19 protein-coding genes and 3 pseudogenes are annotated in these 18,467 nt (G+C 61.5%); 12 read left to right on the forward strand and 10 right to left on the reverse strand.

Annotated features, from left to right (window positions below; all coding sequences use genetic code 11):
* Nucleotides 1-27: 27 nt before the first annotated feature.
* Together ACZLIB_RS11485 and ACZLIB_RS11490 are read left to right on the forward strand one after the other, a co-directional pair.
* The gene (locus ACZLIB_RS11485; protein ID WP_425356159.1) at nucleotides 28-1,170 is read left to right on the forward strand and encodes a TniQ family protein; all 1,143 of its coding nucleotides are present in this window, start codon (nucleotides 28-30) and stop codon (nucleotides 1,168-1,170) included.
* 61 nt (nucleotides 1,171-1,231) lie between these two features.
* Entirely contained in the window at nucleotides 1,232-1,846 is a 615-nt protein-coding gene (locus ACZLIB_RS11490) for a recombinase family protein (protein WP_047306878.1), read from the forward strand.
* Between the two features lie 37 nt (nucleotides 1,847-1,883).
* On the opposite strand, the gene ACZLIB_RS11495 is transcribed toward ACZLIB_RS11490, so the two are convergent.
* From ACZLIB_RS11495 to ACZLIB_RS11505, 3 genes are all read right to left on the reverse strand, one after another.
* Nucleotides 1,884-2,692 (reverse strand): IS5 family transposase gene (locus ACZLIB_RS11495; RefSeq protein ID WP_099421609.1). Its coding sequence is split into 2 segments (ribosomal slippage): nucleotides 1,884-2,362 and nucleotides 2,362-2,692, totalling 810 coding nucleotides; the frame shifts between segments, so codons are not numbered across the junction.
* 58 nt (nucleotides 2,693-2,750) lie between these two features.
* Complete coding sequence (locus ACZLIB_RS11500) at nucleotides 2,751-2,873, reverse strand: hypothetical protein (RefSeq protein ID WP_256213827.1); 123 nt, start codon at nucleotides 2,871-2,873, stop codon at nucleotides 2,751-2,753.
* Between the two features lie 27 nt (nucleotides 2,874-2,900).
* Complete coding sequence (locus ACZLIB_RS11505; protein WP_020309197.1) at nucleotides 2,901-3,434, reverse strand: carboxymuconolactone decarboxylase family protein; 534 nt, start codon at nucleotides 3,432-3,434, stop codon at nucleotides 2,901-2,903.
* A 117-nt stretch (nucleotides 3,435-3,551) separates the two neighbouring features.
* On the opposite strand from ACZLIB_RS11505, the gene ACZLIB_RS11510 reads away from it, so the two are divergent.
* The 3 genes from ACZLIB_RS11510 to ACZLIB_RS11520 all read left to right on the forward strand — a co-directional run bounded on the left by ACZLIB_RS11510 (nucleotide 3,552) and on the right by ACZLIB_RS11520 (nucleotide 8,135).
* The gene (locus ACZLIB_RS11510; RefSeq protein ID WP_047306875.1) at nucleotides 3,552-4,394 is read left to right on the forward strand and encodes a helix-turn-helix transcriptional regulator; all 843 of its coding nucleotides are present in this window, start codon (nucleotides 3,552-3,554) and stop codon (nucleotides 4,392-4,394) included.
* A gap of 354 nt (nucleotides 4,395-4,748) precedes the next feature.
* The gene (locus ACZLIB_RS11515; RefSeq protein ID WP_478469926.1) at nucleotides 4,749-5,165 is read left to right on the forward strand and encodes a recombinase family protein; all 417 of its coding nucleotides are present in this window, start codon (nucleotides 4,749-4,751) and stop codon (nucleotides 5,163-5,165) included.
* 3 nt (nucleotides 5,166-5,168) lie between these two features.
* A complete protein-coding gene (locus tag ACZLIB_RS11520; RefSeq protein ID WP_005413400.1) occupies nucleotides 5,169-8,135 on the forward strand; it encodes a Tn3-like element TnAs1 family transposase in 2,967 nt (988 codons plus the stop codon).
* Here the strand turns inward: ACZLIB_RS11520 and ACZLIB_RS11525 are convergent.
* Nucleotides 8,132-8,332, reverse strand: a complete 201-nt coding sequence (locus ACZLIB_RS11525) for a hypothetical protein (RefSeq protein ID WP_032966765.1) — start codon at nucleotides 8,330-8,332, stop codon at nucleotides 8,132-8,134. The two genes, ACZLIB_RS11520 and ACZLIB_RS11525, sit on opposite strands and share 4 nt — an antisense overlap.
* Nucleotides 8,333-8,393: 61 nt before the next feature.
* Here ACZLIB_RS11525 and ACZLIB_RS11530 point away from each other — a divergent pair, with 61 nt between their 5' ends.
* The 3 genes from ACZLIB_RS11530 (at nucleotide 8,394) to ACZLIB_RS11540 (ending at nucleotide 10,535) form a co-directional block, all read left to right on the forward strand.
* Nucleotides 8,394-8,654: a hypothetical protein gene (locus ACZLIB_RS11530; protein ID WP_049401600.1), complete on the forward strand. Its 261-nt coding sequence runs from the start codon at nucleotides 8,394-8,396 to the stop codon at nucleotides 8,652-8,654.
* Between the two features lie 436 nt (nucleotides 8,655-9,090).
* Nucleotides 9,091-9,618 carry a DUF6988 family protein gene (locus ACZLIB_RS11535; RefSeq protein ID WP_395760189.1) on the forward strand — a complete coding sequence of 176 codons (528 nt, stop codon included), beginning with the start codon at nucleotides 9,091-9,093 and terminating at the stop codon, nucleotides 9,616-9,618.
* Between the two features lie 242 nt (nucleotides 9,619-9,860).
* Nucleotides 9,861-10,535: a helix-turn-helix domain-containing protein gene (locus tag ACZLIB_RS11540; RefSeq protein WP_005413401.1), complete on the forward strand. Its 675-nt coding sequence runs from the start codon at nucleotides 9,861-9,863 to the stop codon at nucleotides 10,533-10,535.
* A gap of 314 nt (nucleotides 10,536-10,849) precedes the next feature.
* Here the strand turns inward: ACZLIB_RS11540 and ACZLIB_RS11545 are convergent, their stop codons facing one another.
* From ACZLIB_RS11545 to intI1, 6 genes and pseudogenes are all read right to left on the reverse strand, one after another.
* A complete protein-coding gene (locus tag ACZLIB_RS11545) occupies nucleotides 10,850-11,479 on the reverse strand; it encodes a cyclin-dependent kinase inhibitor 3 family protein (protein ID WP_306341171.1) in 630 nt (209 codons plus the stop codon).
* 241 nt (nucleotides 11,480-11,720) lie between these two features.
* Nucleotides 11,721-12,710, reverse strand: a complete 990-nt coding sequence (locus ACZLIB_RS11550; protein WP_011273866.1) for an IS481-like element IS5564 family transposase — start codon at nucleotides 12,708-12,710, stop codon at nucleotides 11,721-11,723.
* The gene (gene cmx / locus ACZLIB_RS11555) at nucleotides 12,710-13,885 is read right to left on the reverse strand and encodes a chloramphenicol efflux MFS transporter Cmx (RefSeq protein ID WP_005297378.1); all 1,176 of its coding nucleotides are present in this window, start codon (nucleotides 13,883-13,885) and stop codon (nucleotides 12,710-12,712) included. Before cmx ends, ACZLIB_RS11550 begins: the two co-directional genes overlap by 1 nt.
* A gap of 21 nt (nucleotides 13,886-13,906) precedes the next feature.
* Nucleotides 13,907-13,960 (reverse strand): chloramphenicol resistance leader peptide, encoded by a 54-nt coding sequence (locus ACZLIB_RS11560; protein WP_011113070.1) that lies wholly within the window; start codon nucleotides 13,958-13,960, stop codon nucleotides 13,907-13,909.
* A gap of 204 nt (nucleotides 13,961-14,164) precedes the next feature.
* A pseudogene (locus ACZLIB_RS11565) lies at nucleotides 14,165-14,380 on the reverse strand (tyrosine-type recombinase/integrase); the annotation flags it as partial.
* 438 nt (nucleotides 14,381-14,818) lie between these two features.
* Nucleotides 14,819-15,616 (reverse strand): annotated as a pseudogene (gene intI1 / locus ACZLIB_RS11570) (class 1 integron integrase IntI1); the annotation flags it as partial.
* 145 nt (nucleotides 15,617-15,761) lie between these two features.
* On the opposite strand from intI1, the gene ACZLIB_RS11575 reads away from it, so the two are divergent.
* From ACZLIB_RS11575 to ACZLIB_RS11590, 4 genes and pseudogenes are all read left to right on the forward strand, one after another.
* Nucleotides 15,762-16,553, forward strand: coding sequence for an ANT(3'')-Ia family aminoglycoside nucleotidyltransferase AadA2 (locus tag ACZLIB_RS11575; protein ID WP_001206356.1), 792 nt, complete (start codon nucleotides 15,762-15,764; stop codon nucleotides 16,551-16,553).
* 163 nt (nucleotides 16,554-16,716) lie between these two features.
* Nucleotides 16,717-17,064: a quaternary ammonium compound efflux SMR transporter QacE delta 1 gene (locus ACZLIB_RS11580; protein ID WP_000679427.1), complete on the forward strand. Its 348-nt coding sequence runs from the start codon at nucleotides 16,717-16,719 to the stop codon at nucleotides 17,062-17,064.
* Complete coding sequence (gene sul1, locus ACZLIB_RS11585; protein WP_000259031.1) at nucleotides 17,058-17,897, forward strand: sulfonamide-resistant dihydropteroate synthase Sul1; 840 nt, start codon at nucleotides 17,058-17,060, stop codon at nucleotides 17,895-17,897. Before ACZLIB_RS11580 ends, sul1 begins: the two co-directional genes overlap by 7 nt.
* Nucleotides 17,898-18,114: 217 nt before the next feature.
* Nucleotides 18,115-18,405 (forward strand): annotated as a pseudogene (locus ACZLIB_RS11590) (GNAT family N-acetyltransferase); the annotation flags it as partial.
* Between the last annotated feature and the right edge of the window lie 62 nt (nucleotides 18,406-18,467).

Here is an 18,467-nt window from a genome sequence, read left to right on the forward strand (position 1 = left end):
GAAGCCCTGTCTTCGTGGCTCAACCGCGTGGCCCTTTGCTATCACATGGAAGTGTCCGAGCTGCTGGAGCACGATCTTGGTCACGGCCAGGTTGATGACCTGGACACCGCGCCACCACTGGCGCTGCTGGCGATGCTCTCCCAGCGGAGCGGTATCGAGCTGGATCGGCTGCGCTGCATGAGTTTCGCCGGCTGGGTGCCTTGGCTACTGGACAGCCTTGATGATCAGATTCCAGCCGCATTGGAAACCTATGCGTTCCAGCTCTCGGTACTGCTGCCGAGACTCCGCCGTAAGACGCGATCCATCACGAGCTGGCGTGCCTGGCTGCCCACCCAACCGATACACCGCGCCTGTCCGCTCTGCCTGAACGATCCGGAGAACCAAGCCGTACTGCTCGCGTGGAAGCTGCCCCTGATGCTGAGCTGCCCACTGCATGGCTGCTGGCTGGAATCCTATTGGGGCGTGCCAGGGCGGTTTCTCGGCTGGGAGAACGCCGACGCCGAACCGCGCACTGCCAGCGACGCGATTGCGGCGATGGACCAGCGTACCTGGCAGGCACTGACGACCGGCCACGTGGAGTTGCCGCGCCGACGCATCCACGCCGGATTGTGGTTTAGGCTGCTACGCACGCTGCTCGATGAGCTGAACACCCCGCTTTCGACGTGCGGCACCTACGCGGGGTATCTCCGCCAAATCTGGGAATGCTGCGGGCATCCGCTGCGTGCTGGGCAAAGTCTGTGGCGACCGTATGAAACCCTGAACCCGGCAGTACGGTTGCAGATGCTGGAGGCGGCGGCAACGGCAATCAGCTTGATTGAGGTGAGGGATATAAGCCCGCCAGGCGAGCACGCAAAGCTATTCTGGTCCGAGCCCCAAACCGGGTTCACCAGTGGCCTGCCGGCGAAAGCGCCGAAGCCCGAACCCGTCGATCACTGGCAGCGTGCAATCCAGGCCATTGATGAGGCCATCATTGAAGCACGACACAACCCCGAGACGGCACGCTCGCTGTTCGCGTTGGCTTCCTATGGTCGGCGCGACCCCGCTTCCTTGGAACAGTTGCGCGCCACCTTCGCGAAGGAAGGCATCCCCCCGGAATTTCTGTCACATTATGAGCCTAGCCTACCCTTTGCATGCCTTAGACAGAATGACGGGTTAAGTGACAAATTTTGACGTGCAGAGCTTCCCGATGCAAACTGTCACATAATCGAACGTATATGTGACAGGACAAAATATGCAAATTGGCTACATGCGGGTATCCAAGGCTGACGGCACCCAGGGGACGGACTTGCAGCGCGATGCGCTGGTTGCTGCCGGCGTCGATCCGGCCCACCTCTATGATGATCAGGTGTCCGGCAAGCGCGAGGACCGCCCCGGTCTGGTCGCATGCCTCAAAGCGCTACGGCCAGGTGACACGCTGGTGGTCTGGAAGCTCGACCGGCTGGGTCGGGACCTGCGTCACCTCATCAACACCGTGCACGATATGACCGGGCGCGGTGTCGGGCTAAAAGTGCTGACCGGACATGGCGCTGCCATCGACACCACGACGGCAGCTGGCAAGCTGGTCTTTGGCATCTTTGCGGCACTAGCCGAGTTCGAGCGCGAACTGATTGCCGAGCGCACCATTGCCGGCCTGGCGTCGGCGCGGGCGCGCGGTCGAAAGGGCGGGCGTCCGTTCAAGATGACCGCAGCCAAGCTGCGGCTGGCCATGGCCGCGATGGGCCAGCCAGAAACCAAGGTGGGTGACCTGTGTCTGGAGCTTGGAATCACACGGCAGACCCTGTACCGGCACATTTCGCCCAAGGGCGAGTTGCGCCCCGATGGCGAGAAGCTGCTTGCCCGCACGTGACACGATGAGTGCCACCTACGCCATCGGCTTAGAGCCGCTAACACCACCTATCCACGAAGCGTGCGCAGATGATCGCGGCTGCCAACTTCAAAAGCGCTTCGTGGATGTCAAGGCGCCTTTCAAAGCGGATTCGCAGTTTGCCAAAGCCAGCAAACCATCCGTGCGTCCTCTCCACTACCCAGCGATGTTTGCCCAGCCTTTCGCTGCTTTCAATGCCGCGCCTGGCAATGCGGCTGGATATGCCTCGCTGCCTCAGATGGGCACGGCAGCGTTTGTAGTCATAGCCTTTGTCAGCATGCAGCTTCGCTGGTCGCTTGCGAGGTCGACCCTGCAGGCCTGCAACGCCAGGGATCGCATCCAAGCACCGCTCGAACATCATGGAGTCATGTCTGTTCGCCCCGCTGACAAGAACCACCAGCGGGATGCCTCTGGCGTCTACGACGATGTGCCGCTTGGAGCCGAGTTTTCCTCTGTCGGTGGGGTTCGGGCCTGTTTCCTGGCCCCCCGGGGGCTTGGTACCGAAGAGCCATCAATACTGGCCCGGCTCCAATCGATCTGGTCGTGTTCACGCAAACGCATCAGCATGGCCTGGTGCAACCTCTGCCAAACCCCTGCTGCGCTCCAATTCCGAAGTCGCCGCCAGCAAGTCATGCCGCTGCCATAGCCAAGGGATTGTGGGAGGTCTTCCCATGGAATGCCGGTATGCAACACGAACAAGATGCCGTTGAGGGCGGCCTCATCGCTCACTGCGAGCTTGCGTGCGCCACCTTTGGCGGAGGGAGTGAAGGTGGGGATCAGGGGCTGCAACTGCAGCCACAGTTCTTTGCTAACGGGTTGTCTTGCCATGAGGGCATGAAGCATAACTGCTTCATGCGGGTCTCTTGGGCAGTGGTGTTAGCGACTCTTAGAGTGCTTTATTTTCCGTTTTCTGAGACGACCCCACATAGGGCGAAAAGTCGCCGGCCGTGACGGCCAGTGGCAGGACGAGGGCGCTGGCGAGCAGAGCGCCGGTGAGTGCGATTTTCATCGTGTTCTCCTTATATGCCTATGGAGATCAGACGGCGACCACGGGGAAATCCACCGTGGTGTCGGCGATGTGGTTGGTGTAGTTGGTGAGCGTGTTCAGCGCGACGTTGGCGATCACTTCCAGTATCAGGCCGTCGTCGAGCCCCGCGCGGCGGTAGTTGGCCATGGCGTCGGCCGACACCACGCCGCGTTGCTCGACCAGCGCGCGGGCAAAGCCGGCGATTGCATCGTCAAGTGCGTTGGCCGCCTGGCCGGTGCGGGCCGCGGCGATGGCCTCTGCCGACAGTCCGGCACCTTTGCCGATCAGGGTGTGTGCGCTCAGGCAATACTGGCAGCGATTGGCTTGACCGGCAGCGAGCGCAACGATCTCGCGCTGGGAGGCATTCAGGCGGCCGGTGCCCAGCGTTTCGGACAAGCCGAGGTAGCCATTGAGCGCCGCCGGCGCGTGGGCCAGCGTGGCGAACAGGTTCGGCACCATGCCAAGCTTGGCTTTGACGGCCTTGAGTGTGGCAGCGGTAGCGGCGTCAGCGGTGTCGATGGTCAGGGGGGCGATTTGGGTCATGTCTATCTCCGTAGTGGGTGAGGTGCAAGAGCACGTGGGCATGATCGCCCTTTGTTTGGTACGATATGGCACGTAAAGTATCAAATACGTAACCTATCGTCTTATATGGAGAGTGGAATGGCGGATCGACTGGCCGGCTTGCTCCGGCACTACTCGCTTTCGGCGCGCGTTTTTCACAGCGGCGCCTTCTGTGGGCAGCATCATTACGCGGCGCCGCATGGCTATATCCATCTGGTGCGGCGCGGCCCGATTACGGCGCGTTCGCCCGTGCATGAAGATCTGCTGGTTACCGAGCCGAGCCTGCTGTTTTATCCGCGCGTGGCGTCGCATCGTTTTGTCGCCGCCCCCGGCGATACCGCTGAGCTGTTGTGTGCGGAGGTCGACCTGGGCGCTTCGACGGGCAATCCGTTGGCCATGGCCTTGCCGTCGATGCTGCTGATTCCGTTGGCGGACTTGCCCGGCCTCGGGCCGACGCTAGAGTTGCTGTTTGCCGAAGCCGAGCGCGACCAGTGCGGTCGGCAGGCCGCCATCGACCGCTTGTACGAGTTGCTACTGATCCAGTTGCTGCGTTATCTGATGGATGGGCGGCTTGGCGCCACCGGACTGCTGGCGGGCCTGGCCGACCCGAAACTCGCGCGCGCCATAACCGCCATGCACGATGCGCCGCAGACCGCGTGGTCGCTCGAGGCGCTGGCGGCGAAGGCGGGCATGTCACGCGCGCGCTTCGCCGCCGCGTTCAAGGACGCGGTGGGCGTCACGCCGGGCGACTATCTGGCCGACTGGCGGATGAACGTCAGTTGCACCCTGCTCAAGCAGGGGCGGCCGGTGGCGGTGGTGGCCGACCGCGTCGGCTACGGCAGCCCGAACGCTCTGGCGCGCGCCTTCCGCGTGCGCATGGGCTGCGCCCCGCGCGACTGGCTGGCGCAGCAGCGCGGTGACGCGGCGCTCAGCGGTTCGTGAGTTTGAGTTCGATTCGCCGGTTCTTGGCGTAGGCGGCGCCGGTGTTGCGCTCGTCGAGCGGGTGAAATTCGCATCACGCCGGAACAACTGGCGGAACTCCAGGTGGCGATCCGTCAACGGCTGGTCAGTCTGTTCGTGCGGCGCGGCCGGCTGGACAAGGCTGAGTCAGTGGCGCAGGTAGCTGGATGACGCTGTCCCGCCCTGAGCCGACGCTCACAGGCGGGGATTTCCAGTGTCGTCATTGTCGGCTATTGGCCGGCAGCAGCCCGTCGTTGCCTGATGGATCCAACCCCTCCGCTGCTATAGTGCAGTCGGCTTCTGACGTTCAGTGCAGCCGTCTTCTGAAAACGACAGCTGAGCTTCGTCCGCGAAGGCGATACAGTGGTGGTGCACAGCATGGACCGGCTGGCCCGCAACCTCGATGACCTGCGTCGCTTGGTACAGAAGCTGACTCAACGCGGCGTGCGCATCGAGTTCCTGAAGGAGGGCCTGGTGTTCACTGGCGAGGACTCGCCGATGGCCAACCTGATGCTGTCGGTGATGGGGGCCTTCGCTGAGTTCGAGCGCGCCCTGATCCGCGAGCGGCAGCGTGAGGGCATCACCTTGGCCAAGCAGCGTGGCGCGTACCGGGGCCGCAAGAAAGCCCTGTCCGATGAGCAGGCTGCTACCCTGCGGCAGCGAGCGACGGCCGGCGAGCCCAAGGCGCAGCTTGCCCGCGAGTTCAACATCAGCCGGGAAACCCTCTACCAGTACCTCCGCACGGACGACTGACACATGCCGCGTCGCTTGATCCTCTCGGCCACGGAGCGGGGCACCCTGCTCGCGTTGCCAGAAAGCCAGGATGACCTGATCCGCTACTACACCTTCAACGACTCCGACCTGTCGCTGATCCGTCAGCGGCGCGGCGACGCCAACCGCCTCGGCTTCGCCGTGCAACTCTGCCTGCTGCGCTACCCCGGCTATGCGTTGGGCACTGACAGCGAGCTGCCCGAACCGGTCATCCTGTGGGTGGCCAAGCAAGTCCAGACCGATCCGGCGAGTTGGACGAAGTACGGCGAGCGCGATGTGACCCGTCGCGAGCACGCCCAGGAACTGCGCACCTACCTTCAACTGGCCCCGTTCGGCCTGTCCGACTTCCGCGCCCTGGTGCGCGAGCTGACCGAACTGGCCCAGCAGACCGACAAGGGCTTGCTGCTGGCCGGCCAGGCGCTGGAGAGCCTGCGGCAGAAGCGACGCATCCTGCCGGCGTTGAGCGTGATCGACCGGGCTTGCTCGGAGGCCATTGCACGGGCCAATCGGCGGGTCTACCGCGCCCTGGTTGAACCGCTCACGGACTCGCATCGGGCCAAGCTGGACGAGCTGTTGAAGCTCAAGGCCGGCAGCAGCATCACCTGGTTGACCTGGCTGCGCCAGGCACCGCTGAAACCCAACTCTCGGCACATGCTTGAGCACATCGAGCGGCTGAAGACATTTCAGCTGGTGGACTTGCCCGAAGTCCTGGGCCGGCACATCCACCAGAACCGCCTGCTCAAGCTGGCCCGCGAGGGTGGGCAGATGACGCCCAAAGACCTCGGCAAGTTCGAGCCGCAGCGGCGCTATGCGACCCTGGCCGCCGTGGTGCTGGAGAGCACTGCAACCGTGATTGATGAGCTGGTGGATCTGCACGACCGCATCCTAGTCAAGCTGTTCAGCGGCGCGAAGCACAAGCATCAGCAGCAGTTCCAGAAGCAGGGCAAGGCGATCAACGACAAGGTGCGCCTGTACTCCAAGATCGGCCAGGCGCTGCTGGAGGCCAAGGAAGCCGGCAGCGACCCCTATGCCGCCATCGAGGCGGTGATCCCCTGGGACGAGTTCACCGAGAGCGTCAGCGAAGCCGAGCTGCTGGCCCGGCCGGAGGGCTTCGACCACCTGCACCTGGTCGGCGAGAACTTCGCCACCCTGCGCCGCTACACGCCGGCTCTGCTGGAGGTATTGGAGCTGCGCGCCGCCCCGGCCGCGCAGGGCGTGCTGGCAGCCGTGCAGACGCTGCGCGAGATGAACGCCGACAACCTGCGCAAGGTGCCGGCCGATGCTCCCACCGCCTTCATCAAGCCGCGCTGGAAGCCACTGGTGATCACCCCGGAAGGCCTCGACCGGCGCTTCTACGAAATCTGCGCCCTGTCCGAGCTGAAGAACGCCCTGCGCTCCGGCGACATCTGGGTCAAGGGCTCGCGGCAGTTCCGCGACTTCGACGACTACCTGCTGCCGGCCGAGAAGTTCGCCGCGCTCAAGCGGGAACAGGCCCTGCCGCTGGCGATCAACCCGAACAGCGACCAGTATCTGGAAGAGCGCTTGCAGCTGCTGGACGAGCAGTTGGCCACTGTCGCCCGCCTGGCCAAGGACAACGAGCTGCCCGATGCCATCCTCACCGAGTCCGGGTTGAAGATCACCCCGCTGGATGCGGCGGTGCCGGATCGGGCGCAGGCGCTGATCGACCAGACCAGTCAGTTACTGCCGCGCATCAAGATCACCGAACTGCTGATGGACGTGGACGACTGGACGGGCTTCAGCCGCCACTTCACCCACCTGAAGGACGGGGCCGAGGCCAAAGACCGGACGTTGCTGCTGTCCGCGATCCTCGGTGATGCGATCAACCTCGGGCTGACCAAGATGGCCGAGTCGAGCCCCGGTCTGACCTACGCCAAGCTGTCCTGGCTGCAAGCCTGGCACATCCGCGACGAGACCTATTCGGCGGCCCTGGCCGAGCTGGTCAACCACCAGTACCAGCATGCCTTCGCCGCCCACTGGGGCGACGGCACCACCTCATCCTCCGATGGCCAGCGTTTCCGGGCTGGCGGCCGGGGCGAGAGCACCAGACACGTCAACCCGAAGTACGGCAGTGAGCCGGGACGGCTGTTCTACACCCATATCTCCGACCAGTACGCGCCGTTCAGCACCCGCGTGGTGAATGTCGGCGTGCGCGATTCCACCTATGTGCTCGACGGCCTGCTGTACCACGAGTCCGACCTGCGGATCGAGGAGCACTACACCGACACGGCCGGCTTCACCGATCACGTCTTCGCCCTGATGCACCTGCTGGGCTTCCGTTTCGCGCCGCGCATCCGCGACCTCGGCGAAACCAAGCTGTACGTGCCGCAGGGCGTGCAGACCTACCCGACGCTGCGGCCGCTGATCGGCGGCACCCTGAACATCAAGCACGTCCGCGCCCATTGGGACGACATCCTGCGCCTGGCCAGCTCGATCAAACAGGGCACCGTCACTGCCTCGCTGATGCTGCGCAAGCTCGGCAGCTATCCGCGCCAGAACGGCCTGGCCGTGGCCCTGCGCGAGCTGGGCCGGATCGAACGCACGCTGTTCATCCTAGACTGGCTGCAAAGTGTTGAGCTGCGCCGCCGCGTGCATGCCGGCCTGAACAAAGGTGAGGCGCGCAACTCGCTGGCCAGGGCGGTGTTCTTCAACCGCCTTGGGGAAATCAGGGATCGGAGCTTCGAGCAGCAGCGCTACCGGGCCAGCGGCCTCAACCTGGTGACGGCGGCTATCGTGCTGTGGAACACGGTGTACCTGGAGCGCGCCACCCAGGGGTTGGTCGAGGCCGGCAAGCCGGTGGACGGCGAGCTGCTGCAATTCCTGTCGCCGCTGGGCTGGGAGCACATCAACCTCACCGGCGATTACGTCTGGCGGCAGAGCCGCAGACTGGAAGACGGGAAGTTTCGGCCCCTACGGATGCCCGGAAAACCTTAGCGTACGATTTTTTCCGAATTCTGCGAGCCCCCCAGGAAGAATTGCGTAGACCCGCGCGCAGCAAGCACTACGTTGTGCTGAGGGATCAGCAGCAGCTTTGCCCCCGCGGAATACGCCCCTGTGAGAGCATCCTCTGCCAGGGTATCCGCTGCGACGACGAGGTGGTCACGAGTGAGGAGAACGTTGAGGATGCTCATTGCGGGATCGTCTAGACGTTTGCAGACTATCGCCTTCCCCTCCCCTCCTGTCCAGACTGCTATGGCCTCCGCGATCACACAAATTCTTGGTCGCCCCAATGCTTGCGAGAACGCACTTGAGATACGCCGCGGCTACCTCAAGGCGATGGAAGATGCGCTGCGGGTTTCGCTTCTGATCCACCAAGATCCAAGGCTTCTGTTCGACACGTGGGCCAGACTGCTCCCCTTGATCGCTCAAAGCCACGAGAGTGACGGCAGCCAGCCATTTGCGACCGGGATCGTCCGCTCGCGCGATCATGGATCCCGGCGGTTGGCTGGCTGAGCGTATGGTTGCAATATAGGAAGCAATCGCGCGCGGACCAGAACGCTGTTCATCGCAGACATTCTTAGGGTGCCATTGCAGAGATTTCAGCTTTTGAGGAATAAAATTTCAGTGCAAGACGGTCCATTGCAGAAAAATTTGACTTGCGACTGACGCAACGCAGAAATTGCTGATGCACGGATGATGCAATGCAGAGATTACCGGCTAACAGATGCTGCAGCCCAGCCGGCCAACTGAGGGCTTTGCCCGATGGACGAGCCGTTACTCTTGCCTGCAGATCACGATTCTAGGATGACTTGTGCCTCAATCGGCTGACCAGGATCGGGCGTCTGTGCTGGAGGGCTCCTTAGAGCTCTTGGGTGAAATTCGAGCCGCTTGGATGGAGATAGAGCATGGACGTGACCGAAGATCGACGGCGGTGGCGGCACTTTGCCAGATGTCCCTTGATCACGCCGTGGCAGTACAGTCCCTGATCGCTACTCTGCCCCAGTCAGCAATCTCGCTGGTCCGGCCCCAGTATGAGGCCCTCGTGCGTGCAACCTGGGCATGTTATGCAGCTACCGACACCGACATCGAGAAGCTTCTTGCGCCCCTGACTCTGGAGAGTCAGCAAGCGGCAAAGAGGCTCCCTGGCGTTCAGGACATGCTCGTAAAGCTTGAGTCCTCTGGGCCCCGAGGAGCATCACAGTTGTTGGGCAGAGCCAGACAATGCCTTTATGTCGGCTTGAACTCCTATCTCCATGCCGGGATTCACCCCTTGGCAAGGCAGTTAAATGGCTACCCGGGCGCGCTTCTGGCGGGGGTGGCCATGAACAGCAATGCGCTTGCCATGCTAACCCTTCTGAATCTGGCGCACCTGTGGCCAGGCGAACCAGTTCTGGCATGGATGAATGCACTGCATCATCAATTTGGGGGTGTTTTGCCAGAGTTGGAGCCATTGACCCCCCATCAGCCCTCGCCATAGAGCTGTCCCGGATCGCCTGCGCGTCTAGGGTGGGGTCTGTGGTGAGTGACTAGGCAGTTGGGCCTCGCCCCCCTCTGGGGGCACGGGGAGAACATCACGGGCGCATAAGCAGTTGCCCCGGATTTCTCGTTGGGGCAAGTCCTGGCAGTTGATCTGTGTCGGGGGCCTGTCGGGCGACTGTCATGTTTCCAAGTTCGGCACCCTCCTAATCTGGGCTCCCTACCCCTCCGGAGTTATCTTCTATGACCACCAAGACCCCGCCTCGCCTGCTTACCGCTGCTGAGGTTGGCGCCTGCATTCGCCAGTTCCGCCAGTTGCGTCATTGGTCGCAAGAACAATTGGCCGAGATCTCGGGCCTGAACGTGCGAACAGTTCAGCGGGTTGAGCAGGGTGACTCGGCCAGTTTCGACACCCGTCGCGCACTGGCGCGCGCCTTCGATTTCAATGACATCGATGCACTCAACAAGCCTTTCTCGCTGCCGACAGACGAGGAACTGCAGGCGGCGCAAGCGCAGTTTGAGCGCGACTACATCACCCTGGCGGTGTCCCCGCTTGCTGCTGGGCGCGAGCTGGCCAGCCTGATCGTTTCGTGCGACATGGATCTGTCCGAACCGGCTTTCGAGCTGTCGCGCGAGGCGGCGAGCGAGTTTGCTGCACTGGTCGACTACTACCGTGAGTATCGCGACTGCCAAGACCTGTATTCAGAAGTCGACAAGCTAGACATCTACGACGGGCTGCAGCAGCGCATTGAGGTCCTGCGGGAACTGGGAGTATCACTGTCGCACGGTCAGCGTAAGGTCGTCATTCGGATGGGCTCAGGTATGCCGATGGATGCCACGGTCCTGTACGTCGTGGCGTTTCGCCTCGGCCACGAGTGCAGTCAGATCGTAACTCCTAAGGCAGCACGCATCGGCTGAGTCAGCATTCATTAGATCGATAGTGGTGGCGATACATCTGACAGATGTCTATTGATCGCGCCGTCGCAGTACAGTCCCTGGAGGTTGCCCTGCCTTAGTCAGCGATAGCGCTGGTCCGGCCCCAGCACAAGACCCTGATTCGTGCGACAGCAAGGTTCTTAGCTTTCGAGGCAGCGAATTTTTGATGTGCCCTGAACCCTCGCGAAGATCCACTATGGAGACGCCGTCGATTTCTGGATCCAGACCTAAGAAGCCCTCGAGTTCTGGATCCACAGGCAACTCGTCCTTGAGTTCCTGACTGCGCACCTGAGTGGTCAAGCTCCGCCCGGGTGAAGGCTCTGCGCCCAGTACTCTAGGAACTCCTCTTGAGCAATCGTTTCGATTGCGCCTGGCCTGGCATGCCGCACCATGTGGATGGCATCCGATGCCCGCTTGGCCTCGCCAGACTGCAGCAAAAGCATGGCAGCGACCGTTCCCGCGCGTCCCAACCCCCCCTTGCAGTGGACCACGATCCTTTGACCGCTCAGCATGTCAGCGACGAGCTCAGCACTTAGCTGTAGCCAATCTTTGAGGAGTCTGTCGTCTGGTGCGGCTCCATCAGTGATTGGCAGTCCATGCCAAGAGATGCCCTTCCCCGCCACTATCGCCGGTAAGCTCTCGATTCGAAGGTCCTTGAGCTCCCAAGGCTCAAGCAAGGTGACTAGGTGAGTGGCACCCCAGTCCTGAATAGCCGAGACGTCCACATCTAGGTCTCTCGCCCATGCTCCAGTCATGGCGACTTCCTGGTACTTGCCTGGCGCAAATGTCACCCCTATGCCGCCTCCATGGGCTCCAACAGGCAACTCTGCAATCAGTAACGGGTGGCTAGCGCTGGTGCGCATCATTTCGGCTCTCCCAACATGCGGTAACGTTCTGCGTCGTGCGCCGGGGCGCTCCCCGCTCATTCGCTGCACGGCTAGGATATCGGATGTTCAGATATCGTTGAACTGGAGAGAACACCTAAGGGTCAATATCGGAAAGCCAGATAGACAGTCTGTGGGCAGGTTGATATCCTGACAACTGGTATCGCGATTTGAGGGCTGTGTGGCCTATGTCGTTAGCCAACCGACCCTCATCGCGCCCTGGCCAGAACTGGACAATTTCGTTCGTTCAATAGGTCCCTTTCTTGCGTGCGCGTGGTGCGCGCTAGATGTGATGTCCAGGGACGTTGTTGAGTCGGTCGAAGGGTACGCCGCCAATCGCAGAGTGGTGTCGGTGGTGGTTGTAGAAGTGGAGCCAGCCGGGCAGCGCCAGGCGTCGTTCGGCCTCTGAACCGTAAAACCTGGCATAGGCCCAGCCGTCCCCGAGCGTGCGGTGGAATCGCTCGATCTTCCCGTTCGTCTGCGGCCGGTAGGGGCGTGTCCGCTTGTGTCGGATGCCGAGCCGAGCGCAGAAGTCCCTCCATGCGTGGGATCTGTATGCCGACCCGTTGTCGGATAGGACTCGCTCGACGGTCACGCCTCGTTCGGCGAACCAGGCCACGGCGCGTTCGAGAACTCCCACCGCTGTGCTCGCCTGCTCATCCGACCAGATTTCTGCGTATGCGACGCGGGAGTGGTCGTCGATGACTGTGTGAACGAACGCCGTCCCGGTGCGCGGCTTGTGATCTTTTCCTCGTGGTAATCCCGGAGTCGCGAGCTTGTTCCGTGCGCCTTGCTGCCGACCTACGTAACGATGTCCACCGCCGTCGGGGATGTTGCCGAACTTCGTGACATCGACATGAATCAACGATCCCGGATGAGGATGCTCATATCGCCGCAATGGCTCGCCAGTGACACGATCGATATGCGAGAGGCGGTTCACGCGGCAACGGACGAGGACCGCGTGAACAGTCGACGTCGAGAGACCAAGTCGCGCAGCGATCTGGGCTGGCCCCAGTCGAAGCCGCCAGCGCAGGTTGATGATCTTCTTCTTGACATGCTCGGGCGTCCTGCCTGGGATCCGGTGCGGCTTGCTGGAGCGATCCTGCATCCCAAACTCACCCTCTTCCCGGTAGCGGCCTGCCCATTTCCGGGCAGTGATCGGGGAGACCATGAACATCTTTGCGGCGATCGTGGCCGGATAGCCGTCTTCGACAATCAGCCGAGCTAACCGGAGACGGGCACGAGGAGTGAGAAGAGCGTTCGGATGGGTCATCAATTGGCCTCCGCCGCGGTCTTCGTAAGCGCGCGTCTGGTGAGAAGCATGATGACGAGAGCGATCGCTGTCAGCACCGAAGCGACCCAAACCGGCGCGAGCAGCCCCAGCCCGGTCGCGAGCCCGAGCGCACCAAGCACGGGCCCCGCTGCAGCTCCGATATTCAATGCTGCGGTTGCGTACGAACCGCCCATCGTTGGCGCACCCGATGCTGCATACAGCACACGCGTGATCAGAGTACTGCCGACGCCGAACGACAGGAATCCCTGAACGAGGACGAGGACGATAAGCGCAACGGGATGAGATGCGACCACTGCCAACACGATCCAGCCTGTCAGCAATAGCGGTCCGCCGACTGCGAGCACGAGGCCAGGTCGTTGATCTGATAGTCGTCCTGCGATCGTGACGCCAAGGAACGATCCGATGCCGAACATCACCAGCGCGACGGACACCCACGCTTCGGCCAAGCCCGCGGTCTCGGTCACGATGGGTGCCAGGAAGGTGAATGCCGCAAAGGTCCCTCCGTTGATCAGCGCTCCGAGTGCCATGGCCAGGATGAGCCGCGGCGTCGCCAACTGGCTGAGCTCGACACGGAGCCTTGGTGAGGTCGCGCTAGTCTCGCTCCGACCAACATTGTTCGTGACGCCACGAATGACTCCAACGGCCGCGGGAATACAGAGGATGGCGATCGCCCAGAACGTCGTTCGCCAGCCCAGCGCTGTGCCGAGCAGTGCCCCGGCGGGGACGCCCACGACGGTTGCGATCGTCGTGCCGGAGAGCAGGATCGACAGTGCACGCCCCTTCTGGTTCGCTGGCACGAGGGTAGTGGCCGTGCTCAGAGCTACGGCGAGGAATCCTGCGTTTGCGAGAGCGCTGAGCACCCGGGTGATGAGCAGGAGAGAGAACACTGGTGTCATCGCTCCGATGACGTGGCTTCCCGCGAACACGAGAAGGCAAACGATCAATGTGAGCCGCGGTGGCCAACGGCGAGCGAATGCCGCCATCACTGGCGCGCCGACGACCATACCGACTGCGAATGCGGAGGTCAGCAGGCCCGCAGTGCCGACCGAGACGTCAAGTTCGGTCGCGATCGCGGGGAGCAATCCCGCGAGCATGAATTCTGAAGTGCCCATGACGAAGACCGCCAGGGCAAGCATGTAGAGGGCAAAAGGCATCGAGTACTCCGAGGTGTGAGATCAAGAAATGGTTCTTCTTGTCACCACGGCCAGCGCCCCGGGTACGCCAGACATACGCCCACACAGATCGTGGGCGTCGTAACTAGTGGTTCAAGGGGCTGGCGGTGTGACCGACAACCCCTGACCTGTCTGATTCGGGACTCGACATGCCCCAAACTCTAACATGCCTTCAATGGCAAGCGGTCTGGACAGATACTTCTTGAATCGGCACGGTGTCATTACGGGCGGGGGCCAGAACAACGTCCCTGGACATCACACCTACCTCTCACTAGTGAGGGGCGGCAGCGCATCAAGCGGTGAGCGCACTCCGGCACCGCCAACTTTCAGCACATGCGTGTAAATCATCGTCGTAGAGACGTCGGAATGGCCGAGCAGATCCTGCACGGTTCGAATGTCGTAACCGCTGCGGAGCAAGGCCGTCGCGAACGAGTGGCGGAGGGTGTGCGGTGTGGCGGGCTTCGTGATGCCTGCTTGTTAGGCCTTGCTTCCCGCACTGTTGTTGCCGGGTTCCAGGCATTCTGCAGCGCCTCGCTTATCCGCAGCGTTTGTACCTCGCGCGCGCGGTGCAGGCATTGGTAGTCAGCCCTGCAGAACCTCGGCTTCGGACAGGCGCGACTCTCCGCAAGATTCGACCGGCCGGGTCGGCTTCGGGCGAGGGCGTAGTGAGAGTTCTTGGTCGCGCGAGTCGCTGGTTCTGGCTTCGGCCCCGGCAAGTGCCAGCCTCAGGCCGTTCAGTCAGACATGTTGTACTGTTCGGCTCAGGGGTTGGGCTGTCGCAGGGGCGGGCGCAAGCTCGGCGTGCGGCGGCCTAACAAGTCGTTCAAGCCGAAGCCGCTTCGTTACGCAAAACACATGGCAGGTAAAGCTTGCCATGTGTTTCGCTCCACTACGCGTCTCGGCTTAACTCTGGTGTTCTACGGCACGTTTGAAGGCGCGCTGAAAGGTCTGGTCATACATGTGATGGCGACGCACGACACCGCTCCGTGGATCGGTCGAATGCGTGTGCTGCGCAAAAACCCAGAACCACGGCCAGGAATGCCCGGCGCGCGGATACTTCCGCTCAAGGGCGTCGGGAAGCGCAACGCCGCTGCGGCCCTCGGCCTGGTCCTTCAGCCACCATGCCCGTGCACGCGACAGCTGCTCGCGCAGGCTGGGTGCCAAGCTCTCGGGTAACATCAAGGCCCGATCCTTGGAGCCCTTGCCCTCCCGCACGATGATCGTGCCGTGATCGAAATCCAGATCCTTGACCCGCAGTTGCAAACCCTCACTGATCCGCATGCCCGTTCCATACAGAAGCTGGGCGAACAAACGATGCTCGCCTTCCAGAAAACCGAGGATGCGAACCACTTCATCCGGGGTCAGCACCACCGGCAAGCGCCGCGACGGCCGAGGTCTTCCGATCTCCTGAAGCCAGGGCAGATCCGTGCACAGCACCTTGCCGTAGAAGAACAGCAAGGCCGCCAATGCCTGACGATGCGTGGAGACCGAAACCTTGCGCTCGTTCGCCAGCCAGGACAGAAATGCCTCGACTTCGCTGCTGCCCAAGGTTGCCGGGTGACGCACACCGTGGAAACGGATGAAGGCACGAACCCAGTGGACATAAGCCTGTTCGGTTCGTAAACTGTAATGCAAGTAGCGTATGCGCTCACGCAACTGGTCCAGAACCTTGACCGAACGCAGCGGTGGTAACGGCGCAGTGGCGGTTTTCATGGCTTGTTATGACTGTTTTTTTGTACAGTCTATGCCTCGGGCATCCAAGCAGCAAGCGCGTTACGCCGTGGGTCGATGTTTGATGTTATGGAGCAGCAACGATGTTACGCAGCAGGGCAGTCGCCCTAAAACAAAGTTAGACATCATGAGGGAAGCGGTGACCATCGAAATTTCGAACCAACTATCAGAGGTGCTAAGCGTCATTGAGCGCCATCTGGAATCAACGTTGCTGGCCGTGCATTTGTACGGCTCCGCAGTGGATGGCGGCCTGAAGCCATACAGCGATATTGATTTGTTGGTTACTGTGGCCGTAAAGCTTGATGAAACGACGCGGCGAGCATTGCTCAATGATCTTATGGAGGCTTCGGCTTTCCCTGGCGAGAGCGAGACGCTCCGCGCTATAGAAGTCACCCTTGTCGTGCATGACGACATCATCCCGTGGCGTTATCCGGCTAAGCGCGAGCTGCAATTTGGAGAATGGCAGCGCAATGACATTCTTGCGGGTATCTTCGAGCCAGCCATGATCGACATTGATCTAGCTATCCTGCTTACAAAAGCAAGAGAACATAGCGTTGCCTTGGTAGGTCCGGCAGCGGAGGAATTCTTTGACCCGGTTCCTGAACAGGATCTATTCGAGGCGCTGAGGGAAACCTTGAAGCTATGGAACTCGCAGCCCGACTGGGCCGGCGATGAGCGAAATGTAGTGCTTACGTTGTCCCGCATTTGGTACAGCGCAATAACCGGCAAAATCGCGCCGAAGGATGTCGCTGCCGACTGGGCAATAAAACGCCTACCTGCCCAGTATCAGCCCGTCTTACTTGAAGCTAAGCAAGCTTATCTGGGACAAAAAGAAGATCACTTGGCCTCACGCGCAGATCACTTGGAAGAATTTATTCGCTTTGTGAAAGGCGAGATCATCAAGTCAGTTGGTAAATGATGTCTAACAATTCGTTCAAGCCGACCGCGCTACGCGCGGCGGCTTAACTCCGGCGTTAGATGCACTAAGCACATAATTGCTCACAGCCAAACTATCAGGTCAAGTCTGCTTTTATTATTTTTAAGCGTGCATAATAAGCCCTACACAAATTGGGAGATATATCATGAAAGGCTGGCTTTTTCTTGTTATCGCAATAGTTGGCGAAGTAATCGCAACATCCGCATTAAAATCTAGCGAGGGCTTTACTAAGCTTGCCCCTTCCGCCGTTGTCATAATCGGTTATGGCATCGCATTTTATTTTCTTTCTCTGGTTCTGAAATCCATCCCTGTCGGTGTTGCTTATGCAGTCTGGTCGGGACTCGGCGTCGTCATAATTACAGCCATTGCCTGGTTGCTTCATGGGCAAAAGCTTGATGCGTGGGGCTTTGTAGGTATGGGGCTCATAATTGCTGCCTTTTTGCTCGCCCGATCCCCATCGTGGAAGTCGCTGCGGAGGCCGACGCCATGGTGACGGTGTTCGGCATTCTGAATCTCACCGAGGACTCCTTCTTCGATGAGAGCCGGCGGCTAGACCCCGCCGGCGCTGTCACCGCGGCGATCGAAATGCTGCGAGTCGGATCAGACGTCGTGGATGTCGGACCGGCCGCCAGCCATCCGGACGCGAGGCCTGTATCGCCGGCCGATGAGATCAGACGTATTGCGCCGCTCTTAGACGCCCTGTCCGATCAGATGCACCGTGTTTCAATCGACAGCTTCCAACCGGAAACCCAGCGCTATGCGCTCAAGCGCGGCGTGGGCTACCTGAACGATATCCAAGGATTTCCTGACCCTGCGCTCTATCCCGATATTGCTGAGGCGGACTGCAGGCTGGTGGTTATGCACTCAGCGCAGCGGGATGGCATCGCCACCCGCACCGGTCACCTTCGACCCGAAGACGCGCTCGACGAGATTGTGCGGTTCTTCGAGGCGCGGGTTTCCGCCTTGCGACGGAGCGGGGTCGCTGCCGACCGGCTCATCCTCGATCCGGGGATGGGATTTTTCTTGAGCCCCGCACCGGAAACATCGCTGCACGTGCTGTCGAACCTTCAAAAGCTGAAGTCGGCGTTGGGGCTTCCGCTATTGGTCTCGGTGTCGCGGAAATCCTTCTTGGGCGCCACCGTTGGCCTTCCTGTAAAGGATCTGGGTCCAGCGAGCCTTGCGGCGGAACTTCACGCGATCGGCAATGGCGCTGACTACGTCCGCACCCACGCGCCTGGAGATCTGCGAAGCGCAATCACCTTCTCGGAAACCCTCGCGAAATTTCGCAGTCGCGACGCCAGAGACCGAGGGTTAGATCATGCCTAGCATTCACCTTCCGGCCGCCCGCTAGCGGACCCTGGTCAGGTTCCGCGAAGGTGGGCGCAGACATGCTGGGCTCGTCAGGATCAAACTGCACTATGAGGCGGCGGTTCATACCGCGCCAGGGGAGCGAATGGACAGCGAGGAGCCTCCGAACGTTCGGGTCGCCTGCTCGGGTGATATCGACGAGGTTGTGCGGCTGATGCACGACGCTGCGGCGTGGATGTCCGCCAAGGGAACGCCCGCCTGGGACGTCGCGCGGATCGACCGGACATTCGCGGAGACCTTCGTCCTGAGATCCGAGCTCCTAGTCGCGAGTTGCAGCGACGGCATCGTCGGCTGTTGCACCTTGTCGGCCGAGGATCCCGAGTTCTGGCCCGACGCCCTCAAGGGGGAGGCCGCATATCTGCACAAGCTCGCGGTGCGACGGACACATGCGGGCCGGGGTGTCAGCTCCGCGCTGATCGAGGCTTGCCGCCATGCCGCGCGAACGCAGGGGTGCGCCAAGCTGCGGCTCGACTGCCACCCGAACCTGCGTGGCCTATACGAGCGGCTCGGATTCACCCACGTCGACAC

It is taken from the genome of Stenotrophomonas sp. 220_Sma, assembly GCF_056487375.1.